A 25,244-nucleotide genomic window follows, 5' to 3' on the forward strand; every position below is an offset into this window, starting at 1 on the left:
TTGCGTTTCCGACTCTATCAGACCGTTTCCGGTTCCGATTTCCTCGGTGCTTTCCAGGTTCCCGCTTCCGCGTTTCCCTTTCCGGCGGCTCCGACTTTATCAGATGTTCTGAGTCGGAATTCCCGCCCTCTGGAGGCTGGCTCCGGAGCACGAAGCTGCCGGGTTCCCCCTCGGGCGGAGCCGTAAACGTACTGGAGCGGGGCGCCTCGATGCAAATCGAGGCGCCCCGCTCCCAGTTCGCTCGGACGAGTGTCCGACGGTCCGTCAGACCTCCACCACCACAGGGAGGATCATCGGCCTGCGGCGATACGTGTCGGAGACCCACTTGCCGAGGGTCCGCCGCACCAGTTGCTGGAGCTGGTGGGGTTCGACCACGCCGTCCTGGGCCGAGCGCTCGAGCACCTCGGTGATCCTCGGGATCACGTCGGCGAAGGCCGAGTCCTCGATGCCGGAGCCGCGTGCCTGGATGTGCGGACCGCCCGTGATCTTGCCGGTGGACGAGTCGACGACCAGGAAGACCGAGATGATGCCCTCGTCGCCGAGGATCTTGCGGTCCTTGAGGGCCGGCTCGCCGACATCGCCGACCGAGAGGCCGTCGACGTAGACGTACCCCGCCTGGACCTTGCCCGCGATCTTCGCCTTGCCCTCGACGAGGTCGACGACCACGCCGTCCTCGGCGATGACGATGCGGTCGTGCGGGACGCCGGTCAGGGCGCCCAGCTCGGCGTTGGCGCGCAGGTGGCGCCATTCGCCGTGGACCGGCATCAGGTTCTTCGGGCGGCAGATGTTGTAGAAGTACAGGAGCTCGCCCGCCGAGGCGTGGCCCGAGACGTGCACCTTGGCGTTGCCCTTGTGGACGACGTTGGCGCCCCAGCGGGTCAGGCCGTTGATCACGCGGTAGACCGCGTTCTCGTTACCCGGGATCAGCGAGGAGGCGAGGATGACCGTGTCGCCATTGACGATCCGGATCTGGTGGTCGCGGTTGGCCATGCGGGACAGGGCGGCCATCGGTTCGCCCTGCGAGCCCGTGCAGACCAGGACCACCTCGTGGTCCGGGAGGTCGTCGAGCGTCTTGACGTCGACCACCAGGCCCGGGGGGACCTTCAGATAGCCGAGGTCGCGCGCGATGCCCATGTTGCGGACCATCGAGCGGCCGACGAAGGCGACCCGGCGGCCGTACTCGTGGGCCGCGTCCAGGATCTGCTGGATGCGGTGGATGTGGCTGGCGAAGCTCGCCACGATGATCCGCTTGCGGGCGCCCGCGAAGACCTGCCGCAGGACGTTCGAGATGTCCTTCTCCGGCGGGACGAAGCCCGGGACCTCGGCGTTCGTCGAGTCGGAGAGGAGAAGGTCGATACCTTCCTCGCTCAGCCGCGCGAAGGCGTGCAGGTCCGTGAGGCGTCCGTCCAGCGGGAGCTGGTCCATCTTGAAGTCGCCCGTGTGGACCACCATGCCGGCGGGCGTCCGGATGGCGACCGCCAGGGCGTCCGGGATGGAGTGGTTGACCGCGACGAACTCGCAGTCGAAGGGGCCGATCCGCTCGCGGTGCCCTTCGGCCACCTCAAGGGTGTACGGGCGGATGCGGTGCTCCTGGAGCTTGGCCTCGATGAGCGCGAGGGTCAGCTTGGAGCCGATCAGCGGGATGTCCGGCTTCTCGCGAAGGAGGAAGGGGACGCCGCCGATGTGGTCCTCGTGGCCATGGGTGAGGACGATGCCCTCGATGTCGTCGAGGCGGTCCCTGACGGACGAGAAGTCCGGCAGGATCAGGTCGATTCCGGGTTGCTCCTCCTCCGGGAACAGCACTCCGCAGTCGACGATCAGCAGACGGCCGCCGTATTCGAAGACCGTCATGTTTCGGCCGATCTCGCCGAGACCGCCGAGTGGGGTGACTCGCAGGCCGCCTTCGGGAAGCGGCGGGGGCGGGGCCAGTTCAGGATGCGGATGACTCAAAAGACTCTCCTCACCACGCGCGCCACGTACCGGTGGGGCACGTGGCGCGCGTGACGTTCGTGCGTGTAGCAGTTGTATTTGTGGTGCGGGCACCGGTGGCCCGCCTATTCAGTTGTTGAGTCCGGTTGCGCGCCGGGCGCGCGAAGTCTGGTGCTAGAGCTGTACCCCGCCGGCGGCGAGATCGAGCTTGAGCTGCTCGATCTCTTCGGGCGAGAGCTCGACCATGGGGGCGCGCAGGGGCCCGGCGGGGAGTCCCCGGAGGCTGAGCGCCGCCTTGGTCGTCATCACGCCCTGGGTGCGGAACATGCCCGTGTAGACGGGGAGCAGCTTCTGGTGGATCTCGGTGGCCTTCTGTACGTCACCCGAGACGAACGCCTCGACCAGGGCGCGCAGGTCCGGGGTGACCACATGGCCGACGACCGAGACGAAACCGACCGCGCCCACGGAGAGCAGCGGGAGGTTCAGCATGTCGTCGCCGGAGTACCAGGCCAGGCCCGAGCGGGCGATGGCCCAGCTCGCGCGCCCGAGGTCGCCCTTGGCGTCCTTGTTGGCGACGATCCGCGGGTGCTCGGCGAGCCGGACCAGCGTCTCGGTGCTGATCGGGACGCCGCTGCGGCCGGGGATGTCGTAGAGCATGACGGGCAGCTCGGCGGCGTCGGCGACGGCCTTGAAGTGCCGGTACAGGCCCTCCTGCGGGGGCTTGTTGTAGTACGGCGTCACGATCAGCAGGCCGTGCGCGCCGGTCTTCTCGGCGGTCCGGGCCAGCTCGATGCTGTGGTGGGTGTCGTTGGTGCCGACGCCCGCGACGACGTGGGCGCGGTCTCCGACCGCCTCCAGTACGGCTCGTACCAGGTCCGATTTCTCCGCGTCACTGGTGGTGGGGGACTCGCCCGTGGTGCCGTTGATGATCAGGCCGTCGTTGCCTGCGTCCACCAGGTGGGTGGCGAGCCGCTGTGCGCCGTCGAGGTCGAGTGCGCCGTCCGCCGTGAAGGGCGTGACCATGGCGGTGAGGACCCGCCCGAAGGGGGTCTGCGGAGTGGAGGTCGGAGCCATGGGTAACACGCTACTCGTTGCGCAGGGCGGGGTCTGCCCTAGGGGGACGGCAAAAGTCCGGACAAATGCGGAGCCCGGCACTGCCTGCTCGGGGGTTCAAGCAGTGCCGGGTCCGTTTGATCAGGCTAGATGAACTTCTCTAAATGCCGCAATACGGACACTTCGCGAGGTGGACCCGCACATCTGTGCCCTGCGGGTAAACAGGCGTCCGTTACGGCGCCACACGGCCGTTCGCGTTGAAGGCGGCGTAGGTGAGCGGCATGAGCTTCGCCCACTCCGCCTCCATCTTCTCGCCGACCATCTCGATCTCCCGCTGCGGGAAGGACGGCACCTTCGCCTGCTCGTGCTGGGTGCGCAGACCGAGGAAGTGCATGAGCGAACGGGCGTTGCAGGTGGCGTACATCGACGAGAACAGGCCGACGGGCAGGACCGAACGGGCGACCTCGCGGGCGACGCCCTGCGCGAGCATCTCCTGGTAGGACCGGTACGCCTGGCGGTACGACTCCTCCATGGCGTGCGCGACGGACTCGTGCTGCTCCGGGGTGCCCTCGACGAAGACGTACTTGCCCGGGCGGCCCTGCTGGACGAGCTTGCGGTCGGCGCCGGGGACGTAGAAGACGGGCTGGAGCTCCCGGTAGCGGCCGGACTCCTCGTTGTACGACCAGCCCACGCGGTGCCGCATGAACTCGCGGAAGACGAGGATCGGGGCGCTGATGAAGAAGGTCATCGAGTTGTGCTCGAAGGGGCTGCCGTGCCGGTCCCGCATGAGGTAATTGATCAGGCCCTTGGAGCGCTCCGGGTCCTTGTTCAGCTCGTCCAGGGACTGCTCTCCGACGGTCGACACCCGGGCGGCGAACAGCACGTCGGAGTCGGCCGCGCTGTGCTTGACCAGTTCGACGGTGACGTCGTCGCGCAGCTCGATCTTGAAATCGTCGTCGGGGGTGGGGGTCACGGTTCGGGGGGTCCTTCCCAGCTCGTTCGGTGGCGACGCCACTCTACGTGCCGCCAAACGGGACTTTCAGTGGCGTGACCGAGTTAAGTCGGCGAAACCGGGCACCTTTTGCGGGAACCGCTCGTCTGTACAGACAGCAGCGATCGTTCGATCCCTGAGGTTCCGTCCCTGAAGTTCCATCCCTGAAGGGAGAAGTACCCCCATGCTGTTGCGTCGGCGCGAACCCGTACCGTTCGCCTTTGTCGCCGAAGCCGACAGGTTCCGCAGCAATGTCACTCCTCCGCCCCGTGAGCGGGCGTCCGCCGGTGAGATGGCCGGGCGCTGGCTGACGGGACTCACCATCGTCGCCGGGCTGGTGGGGTCCCTCGTCCTCGGGATGCCGGCGCTGTCACAGGATCAGGCGCCCTCGCAGACACAGCAGTCGCAGGCGTCCCAAGGACACTGACTCAACCGGGCCCCCAGGAGTGGCTCGCGGGGACAACGGCGGATAGCCTCACCGGGCACAGCCCACCGCATGGATCGAGTGAGGACCCGCCGTGCCCCTGCCCTTCCTGACGGCCGACCGCGTGTTCGAGGCTACGGACGACGACGCCCCGTTGCCGTTCGAGAACCGTGACCGCTGGCGGCGCCCCTACCGCCCCGGTCCGTGGCGGGTGGGTGTGGCGGCGATTCTCCTGTTGCTCGCCTCGTACGTGCTGTTCGCCGCGGTGATCATCGCGCTGACCGACTCGCCGACCGAGGCCGCCGTGGTGCTGGGGATCGCGTTGCTCGTCATCGTCGGTGCGCTGCGGCTGTTGCGCATGGGGGTGTGGGTGAGCGCCCGCGGGGTGCGTCGGGTGGGCTTCCTGTTCACTCGTACGGTGTCCTGGGAACAGGTCGTCGCCGTGCGGACGGCACAGCAGCCGGTGCGCTGGCTCGGACTGCCGCGCACGGTCCAGGGCCAGGCCCTGACCCTCGTACGGCAGGGTCGCGGGCCCGAGGACCTGCCGCCGCTGCTCACCACGCACAACGCGGACTTCCTCGCGCGCGGCCAGGCGTTCGACCGGGCCGCGGACGCGGTGGAGGCCTGGGCGGCGGAGCACGCGCGGGGCTGACCCCGGCAGAAACAGACGAAGAAGGGGGCCGGTCCGCATCAGGACCGGCCCCCTTCGACGTGTCGGGACCTCAGAGCTGCTGGACGGCCTTGCCGTCGTGCAGTGCTATCGCGCGCTGCATGGCCTTGCGGGCACGCGGGGTGTCGCGGGCGTCGTGGTAGGCCACGGCGAGCCGGAACCAACTGCGCCAGTCGTCGGGGGCCGCCTCCGTCTCGGCCTTGCGCCGGGCGAAGACCTCGTCCGCCGAGTCACGGTCGATCCGTCCCCCGGGCGTGCGCTTGAGCTCGTCGACGGGCAGGCCGCCCTCGGCGTCGAGCTCGGCTGCCAGGGCGTTGGCCCTGCGGACGAACTGGGTGTTCTTCCACAGGAACCACACGCCGATCACCGGCAGGATCAGCACCGCGACGCCGAACGTGACGGTGACGAGGGTGCCGGACTGGATCAGCATGACGCCGCGGCTGCCGACCAGGACGAAGTAGAAGACCAGGACGGCGGCCGTGAGGACGTAGGACAGCTTGGCGCGCATCAGCCCAGGTCCAGGAAGTTCTCCAGGCCGAAGGTCAGGCCCGGGGTCGTGACCACTCGGCGGGCGCCGAGCAGGATGCCCGGCATGAAGCTGCTGTGGTGGAGGGAGTCGTGGCGGATGGTCAGCGTCTCGCCCTCGCCGCCGAGCAGGACCTCCTGGTGGGCGAGGAGACCGCGCAGGCGGACGGCGTGGACGGGGATCCCGTCGACGTTCGCGCCGCGCGCCCCGTCCAGGGCCGTCTCCGTGGCGTCCGGCGCCGGGGCCGTGCCCGCCGCGCGCCGGGCCTCGGCGATGAGCTGGGCCGTGCGGGTGGCGGTGCCGGACGGGGCGTCGACCTTCTTGGGGTGGTGCAGCTCGACGACCTCGACGGACTCGAAATAGGGCGCGGCGATCTGGGCGAACTTCATGGTCAGGACGGCCCCGATGGAGAAGTTGGGCGCGATGAGCACGCCCGTCTCCGGGGACTGGGCGAGCCAGCCGTTCAGCTGCGCGAGGCGCTCGTCGGTCCAGCCGGTGGTGCCTACGACCGCGTGGATGCCGTGGCCGACGCAGTACTCCAGGTTCTCCATCACCGAGGCGGGTGTGGTCAGTTCGACGGCGACCTGGGCGCCCGTCCCGGCGAGACTCTCCAGCTTGTCGCCCCGGCCGAGAGCGGCGACCAGTTCCATGTCCTCGGCGGCCTCGACGGCCTTGACCGCCTCGGAACCGATCCGGCCCTTGGCACCGAGGACCGCCACGCGCAGCTTGCTCATCTTCTTGCTTCCTTCGGGGGGAGGGCTTACGCGACCGCTTCGTGCAGTCGGGCCGCCTGCTTGTCCTTCAGCGGGCCGATGACCGACAGCGACGGGCGCCGTCCCAGGATCTCGCGGGCGACCTCGCGGACGTCGTCCGGGGTGACCGACGCTATGCGGGTGAGCATGTCGTCGACGGACATCTGCTCGCCCCAGCACAGCTCGCTCTTGCCGATGCGGTTCATCAGCGCGCCGGTGTCCTCCAGGCCCAGGACCGTGGAGCCCTTCAGCTGACCGATGGCGCGGCCGATCTCGTCGTCCGTCAGACCGTGCTCGGCGACCTGGTCGAGTTCGTCGCGGCAGATCTTCAGTACGTCGTGGACCTGCGAGGGCCGGCAGCCGGCGTACACGCCGAACAGGCCGCAGTCGGCGAAGCCGGAGGTGTACGAGTAGACGCTGTACGCCAGCCCGCGCTTCTCCCTGACCTCCTGGAAGAGACGGGACGACATGCCGCCGCCGAGCGCGGTGTTGAGCACGCCGAGGGCCCAGCGGCGCTCGTCCGTGCGGGCGAGGCCGGGCATGCCGAGGACGACGTGGGCCTGCTCGGTTTTGCGGCCGAGCAGCTCGACGCGGCCCGCGGTGCGCAGGGCGCGCCTGCCGTCGCGCGGGGCGATGGGCGTGGCGTCGAGGTTCTTGAGGGCGCCGGCCTTCTCGAAGGCGGTGCGGACCTGCCGTACGACCTTGTCGTGGTCGACGTTGCCCGCGGCCGCGACGACGAGATGCGTCGGGTCGTAGTGCTTCTTGTAGAAGCGGCGGATGCGGTCGGCGGTCAGGGCGTTGACGGTGTCGACCGTGCCGAGGACAGGGCGGCCGAGGGGGTTGTCGCCGAACATGGTCTGCGCGAACAGGTCGTGCACGCAGTCGCCCGGGTCGTCCTCGGTCATCGCGATCTCCTCGAGGATCGCGCCGCGTTCGACGTTGACGTCCTCTTCGCGGATGAGGGAGCCCGTGAGCATGTCGCAGACCACGTCGATGGCGAGCGGCAGGTCGGCGTCGAGCACGCGCGCGTAGTAGCACGTGTACTCCTTCGCCGTGAACGCGTTCATCTCGCCGCCGACCGCGTCGAGGGCGGAGGAGATGTCCAGCGCGCTGCGCTTGGCGGTGCCCTTGAAGAGGAGGTGCTCCAGGTAGTGCGTGGCGCCGTTCAGCGAGGGGGTCTCGTCGCGGGAGCCGACGTGCGCCCAGATGCCGAAGGTCGCGGAGCGGACCGAGGGGAGGGTCTCGGTGACGATGCGCAGGCCGCCCGGGAGGGTGGTCTTGCGGACGGTGCCGATGCCGTTCTCGCCCTTGATGAGGGTTTGGGTACGGGCGACGGCCCGCGCCTCCGAAGAGGTGCGGGCCGTCGCCTTGGAGCTACGGGACGTCACTGGTCGGCGTCGTCCTTCTTCTCGTCCGAGGAGCCTTCTTCGCCCTCGATCACGGGGATCAGGGAGAGCTTGCCGCGGGAGTCGATCTCGGCGATCTCGACCTGGACCTTGGCGCCCACGCCGAGCACGTCCTCGACGTTCTCTACGCGCTTGCCACCGGCCAGCTTGCGGATCTGCGAGATGTGCAGCAGACCGTCCTTGCCCGGGAGCAGCGACACGAACGCGCCGAAGGTGGTGGTCTTGACGACCGTACCCAGGTAGCGCTCGCCGACCTCCGGCATGGTCGGGTTGGCGATCGAGTTGATCGTGGTGCGGGCCGCCTCGGCGGAGGGGCCGTCGACCGCACCGATGTAGATGGTGCCGTCGTCCTCGATCGTGATGTCGGCGCCGGTGTCCTCCTGGATCTGGTTGATCATCTTGCCCTTGGGGCCGATGACCTCGCCGATCTTGTCCACGGGGATCTTGACGGTGATGATCCGCGGGGCGTTCGGGGACATCTCGTCCGGCGTGTCGATCGCTTCCATCATCACGTCGAGGATGTGGAGGCGGGCGTCACGGGCCTGCTTGAGGGCGGCGGCCAGGACGGAGGCGGGGATGCCGTCCAGCTTGGTGTCGAGCTGGAGGGCGGTGACGAACTCCTTGGTGCCGGCGACCTTGAAGTCCATGTCGCCGAAGGCGTCCTCCGCACCGAGGATGTCGGTGAGGGTGACGTAGTGCGTCTCGCCGTCGATGTCCTGGGAGATCAGGCCCATGGCGATACCGGCGACGGGGGCCTTCAGCGGCACACCGGCGTTCAGCAGCGACATGGTGGAGGCGCAGACCGAGCCCATGGACGTCGAGCCGTTGGAGCTCAGCGCCTCGGAGACCTGGCGGATCGCGTAGGGGAACTCCTCGCGGGTCGGCAGGACCGGGACGAGGGCGCGCTCGGCGAGGGCGCCGTGGCCGATCTCGCGGCGCTTCGGGGAGCCGACGCGGCCGGTCTCGCCGGTGGAGTACGGCGGGAAGTTGTAGTTGTGCATGTAGCGCTTGCGGGTCACCGGGGAGAGGGTGTCCAGCTGCTGCTCCATGCGGAGCATGTTGAGGGTGGTGACGCCCAGGATCTGGGTCTCGCCACGCTCGAACACCGCGGAGCCGTGCACGCGCGGGATGGCCTCGACCTCGGCGGCGAGCGTACGGATGTCCGTGACGCCACGGCCGTCGATGCGCTTCTTCTCCTTGATCACGCGCTCGCGGACGAGCTGCTTGGTCAGGGAGCGGTACGCGGCGGAGATCTCCTTCTCGCGGCCCTCGAACTCCGGGAGCAGCTTCTCGGCGGCCAGACCCTTGACGCGGTCGAGCTCGGCCTCGCGCTCCTGCTTGCCCGCGATGGTCAGCGCGGAGGCGAGCTCCGGCTTGACGGCGGCGGTCAGCGCCTCCAGGACGTCGTCCTGGTAGTCGAGGAAGATCGGGAACTCGCCGGTGGGCTTGGCGGCCTTGGAGGCGAGGTCGGCCTGGGCCTTGCAGAGGACCTTGATGAAGGGCTTCGCGGCTTCCAGACCGGCGGCGACGACCTCCTCGGTCGGGGCCTCGGCGCCGCCCTTGACGAGCTGGATGGTCTTCTCGGTGGCCTCGGCCTCGACCATCATGATCGCGACGTCGCCGTCCTCCAGGGTGCGGCCCGCGACGACCATGTCGAAGACGGCGTCCTCGAGCTCGGAGTGCGTCGGGAAGGCGACCCACTGGCCGTTGATCAGCGCGACGCGGACGCCGCCGATCGGGCCGGAGAAGGGCAGGCCGGCCAGCTGGGTGGACGCGGAGGCGGCGTTGATCGCCACGACGTCGTACAGGTGGTCGGGGTTGAGCGCCATGATGGTGGCGACGACCTGGATCTCGTTGCGCAGGCCCTTCTTGAAGGAGGGGCGCAGCGGGCGGTCGATCAGCCGGCAGGTGAGGATGGCGTCCTCGGAGGGGCGGCCCTCGCGGCGGAAGAAGCTGCCGGGGATCTTGCCGGCGGCGTACATCCGCTCCTCGACGTCCACCGTCAGGGGGAAGAAGTCGAGCTGGTCCTTGGGGTTCTTGGAGGCGGTGGTGGCCGACAGCACCATGGTGTCGTCGTCCAGGTACGCCACGGCGGAGCCGGCGGCCTGCTTGGCGAGGCGGCCCGTCTCGAAGCGGATGGTGCGGGTGCCGAAGGAGCCGTTGTCGATGACGGCCTCGGCGTAGTGGGTCTCGTTCTCCACTAGGTGCTCTCCGTTACTTTTCGTCTGCGTTCGTCTTTTGTCCCGATCCGCCCGTGTGGCGGGGGGACGTGCGCGGAGAAGCGCTCCGTCTGGTGCGGGCCGGTCTTCGATCGAAGCACCCGGGTTCGCAAGGCCCGGGGGCCACTACCGAGGACCGGCGGCGGCGAGGTGCACTTCTCCTTGTTTCACTGCGTTGTGCTACCACACTACAAAGCGGGTGTGACACCGCGCACGTTTCCGTACGTACGGTGCGCACGTACGGCAAAGGGAGCGGCCCCCGATCGTTTCGGGAACCGCTCCCCTCACGGCGTCCTACTTGGCGCCCGCCGCACCGCGGCGGATGCCGAGGCGGTCGACCAGCGCACGGAAGCGCTGGATGTCCTTCTTCGCCAGGTACTGGAGAAGGCGACGGCGCTGACCGACCAGGATCAGCAGACCACGACGGGAGTGGTGGTCGTGCTTGTGGGTCTTGAGGTGCTCGGTCAGGTCCGAGATACGGCGCGAGAGCATCGCGACCTGGACCTCGGGGGAGCCGGTGTCGCCCTCCTTGGTACCGAACTCGGTGATGATCTGCTTCTTCGTAGCGGCGTCGAGCGACACGCGTACTCCTCGTAGTCTCTTGGGTAGCCACCGAGTGCCCCTGGTCCACTTCTCAGGGGAGCTTCCGTTACTCGGGAGGCGGGGATCCGCTGGGCGCGGCCTCCAGAGCGGTGAGCTCCGGGGGTGCGTACACAAACGGCCGTCGACCAGCGTATCAGCCCGGCGGTAGTGATCCGGTCCACGCCCACCTCGTCCACATGACGCGGCGGCTGCCACCCGTTCGGGTGACAGCCGCCGTGAGGTGTCCGGACCGGAACGTCAACTGGTCATGCCGCGGGCCGCCGCGTACAGGTCGAGGACCGCGAGGCAGAGCGGGACCAGGGAGAGGAGCACCGCGCCCTCGCTCAGGTCGAGCATCCGGCCCCAGAACGGGGTGACGCCCTTGCGGGGCACGATCAGGGCGATGGCCACGAGGAGCGTGGCACCCAGGGCCACCGCGGCCGACAGCCAGACGGTGCGGATGTCGAGCGGGGCGCTGTTGTGGTCGTAGACGAGGTCCTTGATGATGTCGGCCGGCGGGTTCAGGGCGAGGCCGAGGACCAGCAGGCTGACGGTGATGACGCCCGAGACCATCAGGGTCACGACCTGGGACGTGTACAGGAAGAGCCGGGCGCGCATCAGCATGGCGAGGCCAGCCGCCAGGGAGAGCAGCTGGGCCCAGCCGCTGCTGGAGAAGCCGAGCACCACACCGGCGGAGGCGACGCCGGTGACCGCGCAGCCGCCGACGAGGCCGAGCAGCAGCTCGTGGCCGCGGCGGGCCTGGTCGGTGATGAGCTGGTAGTCGACCGGCTCCTGCTCCTGCTGGTCCTCGGAGCGGCCGCGCTTGGCGATCTGGTCGGGCGAGCGGAAGCCGATGGGCAGCCGGGAGAAGCGGGCGGACCAGCCGGGCAGGAAGCCGATGACGGCGATCATGACGACGGCGGTGACGGCGGCGGCCTCGCGCGGCTCGGCCTCGAAGACGACGGCGGCGAAGGTGGCGAGGACGCCGATGCCGGCGCCGAACGCGGCGGCGATGAAGGGCGCGTCGCTCTGCGGCAGCATCAGGACGAGCAGGACAGCGGCGACGAGGACGGCCGCGAAGCCGACGAGGAGGTTCAGCCGTCCGGGGCCCTCGCCCGCGTCGAGGCCCATGATGCCGGAGCCGCCGACCATCAGGTGCGGCAGCGAGGCGAGTCCGAGGGCGACCGCCGCGTGGTGGTCGTCGTAGACGCGGGCGCGTACCGAGGCGAGCGCGACGAGGACGATTCCGGTGGCGCCGGCGATGACGCCGGGCAGACCGTGCATGTCGTGGCGCAGCGGCTCGGAGAACCACAGCGCCAGCGCCATCATGGTCAGCAGCAGCGCGCCGGCGGTCAGGCCGACGACGCGCATCATGCCGTCGTTCCAGCTGCGCCGGTCGGCCTCGACGGCGGCGGCCACGGCGTCGACGACGTCGTCGAAGACGGCGGGCGGCAGCGAGTCCGCGAACGGCCGCAGCAGCAGCAATTCGCCATCGCGTATCTGCTGTTCGGCGAGCGAGCGGCCGTCGTCGAGAACGGAACCGTCCCTGCGTACGAGGTTGTACCCGGTGGGCGCGGCCTCCTCGGGAGTCTGTCCCGACAGCCGCAGGATCTCCGGGTAGACGTCAGAGAGCGGCACGTCCTCGGGGAGTGCCACATCGATCCGGCTGTTCGGTGCCGCCACCGTGACCCGGCAGAATCCGGTTGCTGAAACCGTACTCACCTGACGGTTCCCCCTAGTCCAGTACTCGGTGATTCGTCGCGGTTTGCCAGGGCGAAACCCGCTCCGCGCTTCGTTTGGAGCGTCACCCTACCGTCCCCTTGCCGCATCTCCTCATCCCCTCCCGGCTCAACGGCACCGCAGAACAGTAGGATCAACGCCCGACTCATGAGTGGGCTGAGCCCCATGAGTCGAGAGACGTACGGGGGCCGTCACGACGGGGGCGGTTCGACATTGCGATTGCGTGAAGGACTGGTGGATCGGTGAGCGTTGTCATCGTCAAGCGCCCGCCGCGGGTTTACCCGCCGGAGGTGCCGAGTGAGGAGGTCAAGCTCGAGTCCCCTCCCGAACTCCCGCGCACCGAGGACGACAGCCTGCTGATGAACCTGCTGCCCATGCTGGGCATGGGTTCGTCGGCGGCGTTCTTCTTCATGCCGAACAGCTCCGGCAGCGGCGGCTTCATGAAGGTCATGGGCGGCCTGATGCTGGCGTCCACGGTCGCCATGGTCGTCGCCCAGATCGTGCGGTCCCGCAAGGGCCCCTCCGGTCAGATGGCCGAGGCCCGCCGCGACTACCTCAAGTACCTGGCGCAGAAGCGTCGCGAGGTGCGGCGCACGGTGCACAAGCAGCGGGACGCCCAGTACTACCTGCACCCGGCGCCCGAGCAGCTCTGGGCGCTGGTCGCCGAGGGCTCGCGGCTGTGGGAACGCCGTTCCACCGACCCGGACTTCGCGCAGGTGCGCATCGGCCTGGGCCCGCAGCAGCTCGCGACTCCGCTGGTCGCGCCCGACACCGCGCCGGTGGACGAGCTGGAGCCGCTGACCGCCCACGCGATGCAGCAGTTCATCGCGAGCTACGGCACCCTGGGCGAACTCCCGCTGGCGATCGGGCTGCGCTCCTTCTACCACGTGACGATCTCCGGCGACGCCGAGACGGTCTACGGCCAGACCCGGTCGATCGTCGGTCAACTGGCCTCGCTGCACTCGCCCGAGGACGTGGTGATCGCGGTCGTGGCCTCGCCGGGCGCGGCGGTGGACTGGGAGTGGACCAAGTGGCTGCCGCACATGCAGCACAAGGAGTCCGACGGCGCCGGCAGCCGGCGCCTGCTCTGCTTCGACCTCGGTGAGCTGGAGGAGATGATCGCCCACCAGCTCGAGGGGCGCCCCCGCTGGAGCCGGGACGGCTCGCCGGTCCTGGACCAGCCGCACGTGGTCGTCGTCCTGGACGGCGGCGGTGTGCCCGCGGACTCGGTGCTCGCCTCGGCGGAGGGCCTCCAGGGCGTGACCATCCTCGAGGTGGTGCCCGGTGAACTCGACGAGGCGCGTGGCTCGCTGTCGGTGCGGGTGTGGCCCGAGGCGATGGAGCTGGAGGCGGGCACGGGTGTCTTCACCGGTGTCCCCGACGTGCTGTCACAGGCGCAGGCCGAGTCGCTGGCCCGTCAGCTCGCGCCGCTCAGGCTCGGTGCCGCCGACGCGGACGAACCGCTGCTGGCGAACCTGGACTTCACCGACCTCATGCAGATCGGTGACGCGGCGAGCGTGGACGTCTCGCGCACCTGGCGGCCGCGCACGCTGCACGAGCGGCTGCGGGTGCCGATCGGTCTCGGCGAGAACGGCGAGCCGGTCATGCTGGACATCAAGGAGGCCTCGCAGGAGGGGATGGGCCCGCACGGCCTGTGCGTCGGCGCCACCGGTTCCGGAAAGTCGGAGCTGCTGCGCACGCTGGTGCTGGGCCTCGCGGTCACGCACTCCTCCGAGACGCTCAACTTCGTCCTCGCGGACTTCAAGGGCGGTGCGACCTTCACCGGCATGGGCTCCATGCCGCACGTCTCCGCGGTCATCACCAACCTGGCCGACGAGCTCACCCTCGTCGACCGCATGCGCGACTCCATCACCGGTGAGCTGACCCGCCGGCAGGAGCTCCTGCGGACGGCCGGCAACTACGCCAACATCACCGACTACGAGAAGGCCCGCGCCGCCGGTGCCGCCCTCGACCCGCTGCCCTCGCTCATCCTGATCATCGACGAGTTCAGCGAACTCCTCGCCGCCAAGCCGGACTTCATCGAGATGTTCATCCAGATCGGCCGCATCGGCCGTTCGCTGGGTGTGCACATGCTGCTCGCCTCCCAGCGACTGGAAGAGGGCAAGCTGCGCGGTCTGGACACCTTCCTGTCGTACCGCATCGGTCTGCGCACCTTCTCGGCGGCCGAGTCCCGTACGGCGATCGGTGTGCCCGACGCGTACCACCTGCCGAACGTCCCCGGCGCGGGCATCCTCAAGTACGACACCGAGACGATGGTGCAGTTCAAGGCCGCGTACGTGTCGGGCACCTACCGGCCGAACGGGCCGATGGTGCAGGGCGGCGGGCGGATCGACCGCTCCCCCGTGCTGTTCACCGCGGCGCCGGTGCCGGTGCGCATCCTCGCCGAGCCGGAGCCGGACACCCGCAGCAACCAGATCGACGACGCGCTCGCCGACACCGTCCTCGACGTCATCGTCAGCCGCCTGGACGGTCAGGGTCCGCCCGCGCACCAGGTGTGGCTGCCGCCGCTGGACGAGCCGTTCAGCCTCGACCAGGTGCTGCCGGCCCTCAACATCAGCCCGGAGCGCGGTCTGCACGCCGAGGGCTACCACGCGCAGAGCAAGCTGATCGTGCCGGTCGGTCTGGTCGACAAGCCCTTCGAGCAGCGCCGTGACGTGATGTACGCGGACCTGTCGGGCTCCGCCGGCCACGCGCTGATCGTGGGTGGTCCGCAGTCCGGCAAGTCGACGCTCGTGCGCACGATGATCACGTCGTTCGCGCTCACGCACACGCCTGCCGAAGTGCAGTTCTACGCCCTCGACTTCGGCGGCGGCGGCATGCTCGCGCTGGAGAACCTCGCCCATGTGGGCGGCGCCGCCTCCCGTCTGGACCAGGAGAAGGTCCGCCGTACGGTCGCGGAGGTGCACGGCATCCTCAACGCCCGTGAGGAGTTCTTCCGCTCCAAGAGCATCGACTCCATGGGCACCTTCCGCAGCCGCCGGGCGCAGGGGCACTACCCCGACCAGCAGTGGGGTGACGTCTTCCTCATCATCGACGGCTGGGCGACGTTCAAGAACGACTACGAGATGCTCGACCCGGTCATCGCGGACATCGCGACCCGTGGTCTCGGCTTCGGTGTCCACCTGATCATCACCGCCACCCGCTACACCGAGATGCGGCCCGCGCTGCGCGACCAGATCCTCAGCCGGCTCGAACTGCGGCTCGGTGACGCGATGGAGTCGGAGTTCGACCGCAAGCGCGCCGAGAACGTGCCGATGGGCAAGCCGGGTCGCGGTCTGTCCCCGGAGAAGCTGGACTACCTGGCCGCGACGCCCCGTATCGACGGCTCGACGCAGGTGGAGGACCTCGCCGACGGCATGGCGCACCTCGTGCAGAGCGTCAACAGCGCCTGGCAGGGCCCGGTGGCCCCGAAGGTGCGGATGCTCCCGACGATGCTGCACGCGTCCGAGCTGCCCGGCGGCGGCGACTTCGGCAGCCGCGGTGTCGCGATCGGCGTCGACGAGCTCACCCTCTCGCCGGTCTTCGTGGACTTCGAGACCGACCCGCTGTTCGTCATCTACGGCGAGAGCGAGTCCGGCAAGTCCTCGCTGCTGCGGTTCATGGCCAAGCAGATCTCGGAGCGGTACGCCCCGAACAAGGCGCTGTTCGTGGTCTCGGACTTCCGGCGCGCGCTGCTCGGACAGGTGCCCGAGAGCCACATGTACAAGTACTGCGCCTCGGGTCCGCAGCTCCAGGAGGTCATGGAGTCGCTGGCCGGCTCGATGAGCCGCCGCATGCCCGGCCCGGACGTGACGCCGGACCAGTTGCGCAACCGCTCCTGGTACAGCGAGCCCGACGCGTTCATCTTCATCGACGACTACGACCTCGTCGCCACGTCGATGGGCAACCCGATGTCGGTGCTCCTGGAGTACCTGCCGTTCGCGCGTGACCTGGGTCTGCGGATCATCCTGGCCCGCTCCACCTCGGGTGCCTCGCGTTCCTCCTTCGAGCCGGTCCTCACCCGGATCAAGGAGCTGGGCGCGCAGGGCATCGTGCTGTCGGGCGACCCGTCGGAGGGCCCGGTGTTCAACAACATCAAGGCCACTCCGCAGCCGCAGGGCCGTGGCCAGTTCATCTCCCGCCGGTCGAGCGGTCAGCTCGTCCAGACGGGATACCTGCCGGAGAGCTGAGCCTGCTCGTGGGGGGGGCGGGCCGTGGCTGCGGTCCGCCCCTCTTTGTCGTTGTGAAGAAACCTGTCGAACGGGGAGAGAAGCTGTGACGGACTACTTCAAGACCGACACCGCCGAACTGGGGCGTTTCAGAAAGACGTTGGAGGACGCGAAGGCGGAACTCGACAACGTCCGCAAGTGGATGCAGGACGTGTCGGCGGAGGGCATCGGCACCAAGGAGCTGGATGACGCCTGCGCCGAGTTCCACGAGCACTGGAAGTACGGCTCCGAGCAGATCGCCGAGCTGACCGGGAAGTTCGCGGACAGCGTGGGTCAGAGCAAGGCCAACTACGACGAGGTCGACCACGCCCTCGAAGAGGGCTTCCGCAAGGCGGCGGCACAGGGAGGCGGCAAGTGAGCTCCTATCCGTCTCTGGGATTCGACCCGGCACCGGGCAGCGTGTCGGTCGTGTCGGAACTGACGTCTCGGCTCCAGAAGTCGGCGCAGACCATCTCCGACGCCCACAAGATGATCGAGAACCTGCGCTCGGGCGGCGACTGGGAGGGAGACGCGGCGGTCGCCTTCCGTGAGCAGCTCGACGGGGCGCTGCCGACGAACCTGAAGAACGCCCACTCCTCCATCACCAGGGCGGCCACCGCGCTGGCCGACTGGCAGAAGGCGCTCGACGGCTACCAGCAGCGGGCGCGGGCTCTCGACGGCGACGCCAAGGACGCGAAGGGGAAGATCGACACCGCGGAGAGCCAGGAGAAGACCGCTTCCGCGAACCCCGATCTCAAGCTGGCGGGCAAGACGTTCACGGACGACGCCGAGCTGAAGAACGCGCAGGCGCGGCTGGACCGGGCGACCGAAGAGCTCACCAAGGCACGCGAGGCGGTGACCAACGCCAGGACCGCCTACAACGACGTCATCAGGAAGGCCCAGGAGCTCCAGGAGGAGCACGGCACCGAGGCCCGCGGCAAGGCGCGGGTGCTGCGGGACTCCACGGACAAGCTGGCCCCCGAGGAGCCGAACTGGTTCGAGAAGGCCATGGACTGGGTCGGCGACAACCTCACCGACATCCTCGGCACGATCGCGGCCATCGCGGGCCTCGCGGCGCTCTTCTTCGCCGTGCCGGTCGGCCCGATCCTGCTGCTGGTCGCGGCTGCGGCGAGCGCGGCGACGCTGATCAGCCGGTTGTCGAACCCGGTGGTGCGGGCGTCGCTCAAGGACGGCTTCACCAAGGGGGAGTTCGACGCGGACTTCTGGAGCAACGCGGTGGGCGTGGTCGGCGACAGCCTCGGCATGGTGCCGGGCGTCGGTGCCGTCGCACGCGGGGTCAACGGGGCCGCGCGCTCGGCGAGCGCCGGAGCGGAGGCGCTCACCCTGGGCGAGCGGCTGAGCAGCGCGGGCGGCAAGACCTGGCTGGCCGCGCAGCGCATCCACGCCGCCGAGAACCCCTTGACCACCTGGCTGGTGAAGGGCGCCGCCGACCCGTCCTCGGCGGCGAAGATCATCGACGTCTCGGTCTCCGGCGCGGGAGCGCTCACCGGGACGTACGGCGTGGCCAAGAACCTGTGGGACGAGATCAAGAACCCCGCCGCGGAGAACGCGGCGACCGGGGCGGACGGTGTCCGGGCCGGCAGCTTCGACGGGGCCGGCCATGGTGCCACCGCCCTGAAGACGCTGAAGATCCTGTTCGGCGCGACGCACTGAAGGAGTGGAACTCATGACCGACGACACGGACGAGTTCGAGTACGCCATCGACGAGTCGGCCATGGAGCGCGGCTGCGACCTGTGGTTCGCGCTCGCACCCGGCTATGTGGAGGTCCCCTTCCGCAACCTGTTCGCCGATCCGGAGTCCCCCGAGGGCGCGAGGGTCGTCGAGGCGGTCGACTCCCTCCTGGAGCTGGTCCCTCAGGAGCAGCGGTCCGGCTTCCTGGAGCAGCTCGCCGAGGCCCGGGCCCTGACCTCGCAGATGCGGCGGGAAGGCGTGGTGAGCTTCGCCATCGGCGCGCACGAGGGGGACGACGGCACCATGCTGGAGTCGGTCGTCGTGCTCGCCCGGCGCGAGATCCCGTGGACCCCGCCGAAGCTGGCGGCGGCCCAGGCGGCGACCGCCCGGGAGAATGCCCTGCCGGTCGCCGTCGCGGACCTGCCCTGCGGGCCGGGCGCGTTCACCGAGGCGTTGGTGGAACTTCCGGCGGAAGCCGATGCCCGGCAGCGGTCCCTGTACGAGGCGACCGCGTACCTGCCCTTCCCGGACGGGCGGAACCTCGCGATCCTCACGCTGACGACGACCGCCGTCGACGCCCGCGAGCACTACCGTGACATCCACCGTGCCATGGCGGAGATGGTGAGCTTCGACAATCCGCTCCCCGAGGAGTTCAAGGCGCAGATTCCCGAGTCCGAGGTCGAGGCGTCCGTGCGCGCGGTCTTCGGCTGATCCCGATGGAGACAGACGCAGTGGACGTTCCCCTGACGAAGACGGCCTACGAGGACCCGGCCACCCGGCGGGCCTGGCGCCGTACGGCCGCGTTCCGGCTCAGTGCCTTCGTGCTGTCGCTCGGGGCCTTCGTGGCCTGGCTGTACGCGGTGCTGCTGACGCCCGTGTGGACGCTCTGGGTCCTCTTCCCGGCCCTGTTCGTGCTGATCTACCTGGCCATGCTCAGCACGGCACGGGTCCTGGGCATCCGGTCGCTGCGCCGGATCCTGAAGGTCTACCCGTGGCAGTCGGTACCCGGAGCCGCGTCGACCGCGAAGAACGGCACCACCCGGTTCTCCTTCACGGACCCCGAACGCCCGGACAACACCGTCTCCCTCGGCTACGGCAGCTTCCTGGGCAGCGGATACACCTTCTGGGTCCGGAAGGTGAAGGCCGGCGAGGTCGACCGGGTCTGGTTCGCGGGCGACCCCCGTTTCCTCGGCGTGGTCGCCGTACCGGGCCCGCGCCGGCTGTTCGGGGTGGCCCAGCGCACGGCGGTGGACGACCGGACGTCGGCCCGCAGACGCGGTGTCAGCCCCGAGGCCCGGGAGCGGGCCAGGGCGGCGGGGGCGCGGGTCGGTTGAGGGGCTGAGCGGTTGTGCGTACGGCGGTGGCGGCGCCCGGGGAGGGTGCCGCCACCGCCGTGTACCTGGCGGCTGTCACAGCCGTGCGTCCAGGAGCTTGCGGAGCGGTGGGGAGAGTTCGTGCACAGGTGCTCCGGCTGCCTGGGCGCTGGTCAACGCGTCGAGGTAACGGAGGGCCTCGCCGGACAGTTCCCTCTGCCGTCTGCCGAGGCGGTGTCCGGCCAGCCAGGTCCAGATGCCGAGGGCGATGAGCAGTACCGACGCGTACGCCGCGGGCATGTCCTTGACCACGGCGTAGCCCACGCCGACGGCTCCCGCGACGACGAGGATCCAGCCCGCCTCGTCGTGCCAGCCGCCGTGGTCGGCGATCCGCTCGTACTCCTCGACCTCGGCCGGCTTGGGCGGCGGGGCCACACGCGTTGCTCCTGCGCCGGTGGACGGGCCCCCGGCCGGTGTGGTGTAGGTCGGCAGCGGGGCCACGTCCAGTGCCGCGCCGCCTCGGCCGGTCAGCCAGGCGGGCACGTAGGTCACGGGGGCGCCGTGCGCCAGCGCCGCCGCGAGGACGTGCCGGTATCCCTCCAGGAAGGGATGGCGGAGCTTGCGCCTGCCCTGGAGGTTGACCTGGACGAAGGCGGCCAGCGCCAGGACCAGGAGAGCCGCCGGGGGTGCTACCGCCACCGCCATGTTGTCCGGCTTGCCGGCCGCGGCCCATATCAGCCAGACGATCCCGACGGCGGTCCCCAGGGAGCCGGCCCAGACGAGTCCTCCGCGCCCGAGCCGTCGTAGGGCGGCCTCGTGTTCGGCGAGGGTCTTTCTGACCGCTCCGTCGTCGAAGTAGTCGTATCCGTAGGTGTTTCCCGCCTGCCGTACGGCGTCGGCGAGTCGCGGGTCCGCGGACAGTGCGTGCGCGCCGATCGGCAGGAGATCACTGGGGTTGTCGTCCATGATGCGGCCGCCTCCTAGGGTCGGCCTCTATCCGAAGGCGGAGTCGACCGGCCCCCGCACGATCCGTGTGCAAGGAGCGATCACCTCCACGACGAGCCGTTGGCGGCCGGCGATCAGCGTGACGTTGACGCGGTGCCCCGACCCACCGTCCGCGGCCAGGGACACGCTCTGGCCCGGTGTTCCCGACACCTTGAGCCAGCCCTGCCCTTGGAAGGTCTCTTCGAGCCGCCCGACGGCGACGGCCAGCTCCACGTCCTCGACACCGTCGATCTGCCAGTGGTGGCGTGCCGTGCACACCGACCTGAGGCCCTTGGACCAGCAGTCGACGCAGGTGACCGCGGACACCGCGTTGCCCTCGTCCATCCGACCCCGTACGCCGAGGGCGTCCAGGATCCGGCTGGAGTGGGCGTAGAGCTCCTGGACCACGGCCGGGTCGGGCGCCACGTCCGGGACCGGCTGGGCCTGGGAGAGGGCGGCGGCCATCTCGGCCTCCTCCTCGGTGGCCCAGTCCAGCGTCCGGACGATCGTCGCGAACAGTTCGGAGTAGAGGTCCCAGTCCTCCATGGAGGGCGTGGAGAGCTCGAACACCAGCATGTCGGCGTCGTTGGGCAGGGGGATGTAGACCTGGATCTGGCCGCGGGGCACTTCCAGCGGTTCGCCGGTCGGGGACGCCTCGGCGGTGATCGTGAACGGCGCGGCGCCGATCCGTACGACGGCCTGGCTGTCCCCCTTGCCCGAGGGCAGGGTGCTGATCTGGACGTCGTCGTCGGGATAGGCCCGGCGCAGCGCGGAGTAGGCCTCCGACAGCGCCTCGCCGGCCGCGATCTTCGTCAGCGACATGCGGTAGACCGCGACGGTGGCGGTGCTCCGGCGCCCGTCCATGTCCATGAGGCAGAAGCCGGCGTACTCGGCCCCCGCTTCCGCCAGTTGGGCGGTGATCTGGAAGTAGAGGGCGAACATCGCGATCTGGTCTTCCTCGCTGCCCTCCGCGAGGATCGTCCTGACCAGTTCGCCGAGGCGTTCGCCGGCCTCGTCGACGTCCTCGGCGTCCACGGGAAGCTCGTGGAAGAACGGGGGCATGACCCAGCCGACGTGGAGGTCGCCGCGCCGGCCCTCGGGATCTGCCGTGACAGTGGTGACTTCGGTCATCGCGCTCAGGCCGCCAGGGTCTGGAGGAACTTGTCACCCGTGGCGGGGTACGGCATCGTCCGGACCGGCGAAGGCTGGCTCGGGTTCGCCGGGGTCGGGTGCGTCGACACCGCGGGCTGGCTGCCACCGTCGTCGCCGCCAAAGATGAGCTTCCCGGTGCCGAAGAGGGCGCTGCCCGCCTTCGTGGGGAGCGAGATCTTCCAGACCTCCGATTCGGGCAGGGCCTTGCCGAGCGGGCCCAGGATCCGCTTGTTGATCTGCGTCGACATGACACCGTTCTTGATGCCCTGCATCAGACCCTTGCCGCCCTGGGTGAGGCCGGCGGCGAGCTTGGCGCCCTTCGCTCCCGCCTTGATGCCGGTGAACAGGCCCTTGGCCGCGCCGATGCCGGGAAGCATGCCGAACGCGTCCATGCCGATCTTGAACGGCGAGGCTCCGCCCATCCAGTGACCGGCCATGGCGGCGCCGGAGAAGGCGATGGCGCCCGCGCCCAGGATCGCGGAGGCGACCTGGCCGCCGACCGGGATGACGTTGACGACGATCGCGGCCGCGGCCAGTGCGCTGGAAATGGTGGAGAACAGGTCGGCGTTGTCGATCAGGAAGTTCTTGAAGCCGTCCCAGGCACCCTTCAGACCGTCCGTGATCTTGTCCCAGACGCTGATGTCCGGCGGCCGGTTGTTCGCGGCCTCGCGGATGGCCTTCTCGGCCTTCGCGGCCTGTTCTTCCCAGTACTTGCGCAGCGCCTCGCCGTTCTCGATGAGGAGCTTGAGGTCGGTCGCGGCGTCCTGGGCCGCGCGCGAGGCGGAGTCGGCCTCCTCGGAGAGGGCCTTGGCCTGCTGCTCGGTGAGCTGCTGGAACATCGCGCCCTCGATCTTGACGTTGACCCGGTCGACGTCGGCGTTCTTCTGGTCGAGCCGCTTGCGGGCCTCGACCGCGCGCTCCTCCAGGTTCTTGGCCTGGCGCTGCATGGTCTCCAGCTCGTCGTGCCAGCCCCTGAGCGCCCGGGAGCAGGCGTTCATCGACTCGTGGCCCTGCTGGAGGTACTTGGGCAGTTCGCCGATCTTCTCCTGGAACTTCTTGGCGGCCTCGCCGTCCCAGATGCCGTCCGTCTTGCCGATGCCGACGAGCATCTCGCGCATCTCGTCGAGCTCGTCGCCGACCGTCTTCACGTCGTACGCCAGCGACTCGATCGTGTGCAGGTCGCCCTTGGCCGGGTTGAACGTCAGTCCGGGCCAGTTGGGATCGTCGAACATCCCCATCGTCTTCTCCCCGTTGTGTGCGTGTGCGAGTTGTCGTACCGGCGGTGGCCGGAACTACTTCTGGCTGAAGCCCTTCTGCAGCTCCCGGTCGGTCGACTCGTACGACTCGAGCGTCTTCTTCAGCCCCTCGTGGAGCTGCTTGGCACCGTCGGCGATCCGCTTGATGCCGTCGCCCCAGTCGTCCTGGAAGTCGTCGCAGGCGTTGTCGAGACCGTCCGTGCCCAGACCCTTGGGACCGACCTTGTTGAGCCGCTCCTGGGCGCCGCGCATGCGGTCGTCCACCTGGTCCAGCCGGTTGATCAGGGTCTTCATGCGATCGACATCGATCTGGAAGTCCGCCATCCCCGTGTCTCCCCGTTGTCGTGATCCAGTCGCCGGCGCACAGATTATCGGAGGGTCAACCTCGGGGACAGCTGAGGATGTTCGCGGTCGCCAACATGTGAGGACCGCGGTTCACACGCCGTCCCACACGTGCAGCACGGACTGCGCGTACGTCAGTCGGGGGTCCAGCCGCGATGGCGCGAAGTGGAAGATGCCGCCGCCCCGGTAGTCGACGACAACCTCGGAATCGCCCGAGGCACGCCACAGCGCGCGGCTCGGAAGGCCGAGGTCCCAGGCCGACTCCTTCTTCGCCTCGTCCTTGTCGCCGAACAACAGCGGCACCAGCCCCTGGAGCGCCCCAAGCGCCCAGATGACGAGGTAGACCGGGGAGAAGAGGGTGAACAGCGCCCACCCGGCCGGGGTTCCGCGCTTCGCGGTGAGAGGCCCGGCGCCGGTCACCGCCTGCACGGTCCAGCGCGGGCGGCGCGGCCAGGGCAGCGCCCGTCCGTCCTGACGCGTGATGCGGCCGATCAACGCGCCGTCCCCGCCGTACACCTCGTACGCACCCGGCCCGCTGGAACGGACCGAGCAGAGGGGCTCGGAGTTCAGGCCGCTCACGGTGAACGGCGGTCGCGCCCGACGCCCACCGTCCGGGCCGTCCTGAGGTACGTGGACGTACGCGAGCGGGGTGCCTTTCGTCTCCTCGCCCGCCGAACGCACGGTGAGCGTCTGTTCCCCCGCCTTGGTCCGGGCGTACGCGCGCAGCCGCTTGCTGTCGATCTCGATCCTGGTCTCGGACGCGGGGCTCGGATACGACGCCGGGGTGGGGGCCTGACCGTACTGTCCCGGTGTCTGCGGTGGCCCCGGCTGCTGCCCCCGCGAGGACCATTCCTGGCTGCTGTGATTCATGGCCGCCCAACTGTCGATGCCGTTGACGATGACGAGCGCCAGAATCTCAAAGCTCGGTCGGCCGTGTCGCGGGGCGGGGCCTGTGTCGGCCGGTTCGCCGACGACTCACCCACCGGACGTTCACAGGACCTCCCCCTGAGAGTTGCTCCGTGGAGGGCTTCGGCATCGACTCCGGGAGGCGGTGGGGCGGTGGCCCGGGCGGGCGGCCAGGCGTCCAGGGTCAACTCCCGGACGCTACGACGGCGTCCGGTCGGCCCTGGCCTGCCACAGGTCCCGCAGCAGCGCGATCTCCGCCATGTGGTGGATGAGTTCCAGGTTGGAGCCCCACAGCACGGAGATGTACGGCTCGTCGGGGGCGGAGCCGTACGGGTACTGGGAGAAGCCGATCGTGTCGAGCTGTTCCTCGGTGACCCCGCCCACCGCTTCGCGCCAGCGGTCGAGCAGGGACCAGAAGCGTTGCTGGGCCAGGGCCGCCGAGGGAGTGAAGTCGACCAACTCATGGGGATCCGTGCGGCGTTCACCGAAGGTCCACTCCCACTCGCCGGCGAAGCAGGAGTGGAGGTGTCCGAGTCGCCATGCGATGGTCGTGACCGGCGTGATGTCGGGTTCCACCGGGCCGGTGTGGGCGAGGACCTCCTCGACCCGTGCGACGCTCACGCTCCAGTCCTCGGCGATCTTGTCGACGCTCATGCCGTCGGCTGCCTGCCGGGCCACCTCGGCGTATTCACCGGCCGGGATGTCCGGGGCGCCCTTGTCGAGCACCCACTCGCCGGGACCGTACGCCCGGGGCGTCACCGCCTCGCTCCGGCGCCGGATCGACCAGCAGCCGGGCACCGGCTCCCAGAGGTACTCCTCGTCGCCGAGCCCCTCCAGCCGTACCTGCGCCCGCTCCCTGACGCAGTCGAACTGGTCCAGCAGTACACCGAGTCGGTCGGTCCGTACGCGCGCAGTCTCCATGCCGGGCTCCCCTCACCTCCCGCGGAGGCTAACGGCTCGCCCGTACGGGAGCGACGGAATTCCGCGCCCACAGGTTCCGTTCGGAAAGGTCTGCGCCAACTGGGCCACAGATCAAGTCATGTGACTCCCGGTCAACTTGTTCCCCCGAGTCGTTCAAAGTTACGTTTTCCCAACTAA

Annotated in this window: 22 protein-coding genes; 7 read left to right on the top strand and 15 right to left on the bottom strand. The window is 69.4% G+C overall.

Annotation, left to right across the window (positions count from 1 at the left end; genetic code table 11):
* Nucleotides 1-264: 264 nt before the first annotated feature.
* The 3 genes from ABZ098_RS22555 to thyX form a co-directional block, all read right to left on the bottom strand.
* Nucleotides 265-1,950, bottom strand: a complete 1,686-nt coding sequence (locus ABZ098_RS22555) for a ribonuclease J (RefSeq protein ID WP_356593804.1) — start codon at nucleotides 1,948-1,950, stop codon at nucleotides 265-267.
* Between the two features lie 153 nt (nucleotides 1,951-2,103).
* A complete protein-coding gene (dapA, locus tag ABZ098_RS22560) occupies nucleotides 2,104-3,003 on the bottom strand; it encodes a 4-hydroxy-tetrahydrodipicolinate synthase (RefSeq protein WP_356593806.1) in 900 nt (299 codons plus the stop codon).
* 211 nt (nucleotides 3,004-3,214) lie between these two features.
* Nucleotides 3,215-3,955: an FAD-dependent thymidylate synthase gene (gene thyX, locus ABZ098_RS22565; RefSeq protein WP_356593808.1), complete on the bottom strand. Its 741-nt coding sequence runs from the start codon at nucleotides 3,953-3,955 to the stop codon at nucleotides 3,215-3,217.
* Between the two features lie 205 nt (nucleotides 3,956-4,160).
* Between thyX and ABZ098_RS22570 the strand changes: the two genes are divergently transcribed.
* Together ABZ098_RS22570 and ABZ098_RS22575 are read left to right on the top strand one after the other, a co-directional pair.
* Nucleotides 4,161-4,400 carry a hypothetical protein gene (locus tag ABZ098_RS22570; RefSeq protein WP_356594394.1) on the top strand — a complete coding sequence of 80 codons (240 nt, stop codon included), beginning with the start codon at nucleotides 4,161-4,163 and terminating at the stop codon, nucleotides 4,398-4,400.
* Between the two features lie 91 nt (nucleotides 4,401-4,491).
* The gene (locus tag ABZ098_RS22575; RefSeq protein ID WP_356593810.1) at nucleotides 4,492-5,049 is read left to right on the top strand and encodes a phage holin family protein; all 558 of its coding nucleotides are present in this window, start codon (nucleotides 4,492-4,494) and stop codon (nucleotides 5,047-5,049) included.
* A gap of 70 nt (nucleotides 5,050-5,119) precedes the next feature.
* On the opposite strand, the gene ABZ098_RS22580 is transcribed toward ABZ098_RS22575, so the two are convergent.
* From ABZ098_RS22580 to eccD, 6 genes are all read right to left on the bottom strand, one after another.
* Nucleotides 5,120-5,575: a hypothetical protein gene (locus tag ABZ098_RS22580; protein ID WP_356593812.1), complete on the bottom strand. Its 456-nt coding sequence runs from the start codon at nucleotides 5,573-5,575 to the stop codon at nucleotides 5,120-5,122.
* The gene (gene dapB, locus ABZ098_RS22585) at nucleotides 5,575-6,327 is read right to left on the bottom strand and encodes a 4-hydroxy-tetrahydrodipicolinate reductase (protein ID WP_356593814.1); all 753 of its coding nucleotides are present in this window, start codon (nucleotides 6,325-6,327) and stop codon (nucleotides 5,575-5,577) included. Before dapB ends, ABZ098_RS22580 begins: the two co-directional genes overlap by 1 nt.
* Before the next feature lie 26 nt (nucleotides 6,328-6,353).
* Nucleotides 6,354-7,733 (bottom strand): pitrilysin family protein, encoded by a 1,380-nt coding sequence (locus ABZ098_RS22590; protein WP_356593816.1) that lies wholly within the window; start codon nucleotides 7,731-7,733, stop codon nucleotides 6,354-6,356.
* Complete coding sequence (locus tag ABZ098_RS22595) at nucleotides 7,730-9,952, bottom strand: polyribonucleotide nucleotidyltransferase (RefSeq protein ID WP_356593818.1); 2,223 nt, start codon at nucleotides 9,950-9,952, stop codon at nucleotides 7,730-7,732. The genes ABZ098_RS22590 and ABZ098_RS22595 overlap by 4 nt, the downstream gene beginning before the upstream one ends.
* A gap of 312 nt (nucleotides 9,953-10,264) precedes the next feature.
* A complete protein-coding gene (rpsO, locus tag ABZ098_RS22600) occupies nucleotides 10,265-10,552 on the bottom strand; it encodes a 30S ribosomal protein S15 (protein ID WP_005479656.1) in 288 nt (95 codons plus the stop codon).
* A gap of 258 nt (nucleotides 10,553-10,810) precedes the next feature.
* The gene (eccD, locus tag ABZ098_RS22605) at nucleotides 10,811-12,274 is read right to left on the bottom strand and encodes a type VII secretion integral membrane protein EccD (protein ID WP_356593820.1); all 1,464 of its coding nucleotides are present in this window, start codon (nucleotides 12,272-12,274) and stop codon (nucleotides 10,811-10,813) included.
* Between the two features lie 260 nt (nucleotides 12,275-12,534).
* Here eccD and eccCa point away from each other — a divergent pair, with 260 nt between their 5' ends.
* From eccCa to ABZ098_RS22630, 5 genes are all read left to right on the top strand, one after another.
* Nucleotides 12,535-16,482, top strand: coding sequence for a type VII secretion protein EccCa (gene eccCa, locus ABZ098_RS22610; protein ID WP_356593822.1), 3,948 nt, complete (start codon nucleotides 12,535-12,537; stop codon nucleotides 16,480-16,482).
* A gap of 85 nt (nucleotides 16,483-16,567) precedes the next feature.
* Nucleotides 16,568-16,879, top strand: a complete 312-nt coding sequence (locus ABZ098_RS22615; protein WP_356593824.1) for a hypothetical protein — start codon at nucleotides 16,568-16,570, stop codon at nucleotides 16,877-16,879.
* Nucleotides 16,876-18,174, top strand: a complete 1,299-nt coding sequence (locus ABZ098_RS22620) for a hypothetical protein (protein WP_356593826.1) — start codon at nucleotides 16,876-16,878, stop codon at nucleotides 18,172-18,174. The genes ABZ098_RS22615 and ABZ098_RS22620 overlap by 4 nt, the downstream gene beginning before the upstream one ends.
* 13 nt (nucleotides 18,175-18,187) lie before the next feature.
* Entirely contained in the window at nucleotides 18,188-18,904 is a 717-nt protein-coding gene (locus ABZ098_RS22625; RefSeq protein WP_356593828.1) for a hypothetical protein, read from the top strand.
* Between the two features lie 5 nt (nucleotides 18,905-18,909).
* On the top strand, nucleotides 18,910-19,527 hold the full coding sequence (locus ABZ098_RS22630; protein WP_356593830.1) for a hypothetical protein: 618 nt from the start codon (nucleotides 18,910-18,912) through the stop codon (nucleotides 19,525-19,527).
* Between the two features lie 75 nt (nucleotides 19,528-19,602).
* Here ABZ098_RS22630 and ABZ098_RS22635 read toward each other — a convergent pair whose 3' ends face one another.
* From ABZ098_RS22635 to ABZ098_RS22660, 6 genes are all read right to left on the bottom strand, one after another.
* Nucleotides 19,603-20,472 (bottom strand): hypothetical protein, encoded by an 870-nt coding sequence (locus tag ABZ098_RS22635; RefSeq protein ID WP_356593832.1) that lies wholly within the window; start codon nucleotides 20,470-20,472, stop codon nucleotides 19,603-19,605.
* Between the two features lie 27 nt (nucleotides 20,473-20,499).
* Nucleotides 20,500-21,621, bottom strand: a complete 1,122-nt coding sequence (locus tag ABZ098_RS22640) for a hypothetical protein (RefSeq protein WP_356593834.1) — start codon at nucleotides 21,619-21,621, stop codon at nucleotides 20,500-20,502.
* 5 nt (nucleotides 21,622-21,626) lie between these two features.
* A complete protein-coding gene (locus tag ABZ098_RS22645; protein WP_356593836.1) occupies nucleotides 21,627-22,880 on the bottom strand; it encodes a putative T7SS-secreted protein in 1,254 nt (417 codons plus the stop codon).
* Between the two features lie 54 nt (nucleotides 22,881-22,934).
* Nucleotides 22,935-23,222 (bottom strand): hypothetical protein, encoded by a 288-nt coding sequence (locus ABZ098_RS22650; RefSeq protein ID WP_037708726.1) that lies wholly within the window; start codon nucleotides 23,220-23,222, stop codon nucleotides 22,935-22,937.
* Nucleotides 23,223-23,333: 111 nt separating this feature from the next.
* Entirely contained in the window at nucleotides 23,334-24,110 is a 777-nt protein-coding gene (locus ABZ098_RS22655; RefSeq protein ID WP_356593839.1) for a hypothetical protein, read from the bottom strand.
* Nucleotides 24,111-24,344: 234 nt separating this feature from the next.
* A complete protein-coding gene (locus ABZ098_RS22660; RefSeq protein ID WP_356593841.1) occupies nucleotides 24,345-25,067 on the bottom strand; it encodes a DinB family protein in 723 nt (240 codons plus the stop codon).
* Nucleotides 25,068-25,244: the final 177 nt, after the last annotated feature.

Origin of the sequence: Streptomyces sp. NPDC006335 (assembly GCF_040612795.1) — a bacterium.
Classification (GTDB): Bacteria; Actinomycetota; Actinomycetes; order Streptomycetales; family Streptomycetaceae; genus Streptomyces.